The sequence below is a fragment of the Pseudomonas sp. PNPG3 genome, assembly GCF_023093815.1.
GTDB lineage: Bacteria > Pseudomonadota > Gammaproteobacteria > Pseudomonadales > Pseudomonadaceae > Aquipseudomonas > Aquipseudomonas asiatica.
On sequence record NZ_JALLKV010000154.1, the window covers coordinates 1 to 361 of the forward strand.

The following is a 361-nucleotide window of genomic DNA, read 5'->3' on the forward strand; positions in this document are numbered from 1 at the left end:
GCTTTGGCACCGGGACGCTGGTCCTTCCATGGCTTGGCGTTCTTGCGTGTCGGAATGAGTGCCTGCGCTCCGCGTTGTGCAATCGCTTCGTGGCAGCCTTTCGTGTCGTAGGCGCCGTCGCCACTGACGCTCGCGACAACCTCCTCGGTGGGTATCTGGTCGAGCAAGCACGGCAGCATCGGGGCATCGCCGGTGGCATTGTCGGTCACTTCGATCGCCCGGATTTCCAGCGTGGCCGCGTCAATCCCAAGGTGGATCTTGCGCCATTGGCGCCGGTAGTCGGCACCGTGCTTCTTCGTTTTCCACTCGCCTTCGCCCAGCATCTTGATGCCCGTACTGTCGACCAGCAGGTGCAATCCCG

Annotated in this window: 1 protein-coding gene; it reads right to left on the reverse strand. The window is 62.9% G+C overall.

Translation table 11 applies throughout. From position 1 onward, the window contains the following. A partial coding sequence (locus MJ643_RS30540) for an IS5 family transposase (RefSeq protein WP_247727294.1) occupies positions 1-361 on the reverse strand: 361 nt, incomplete at both ends.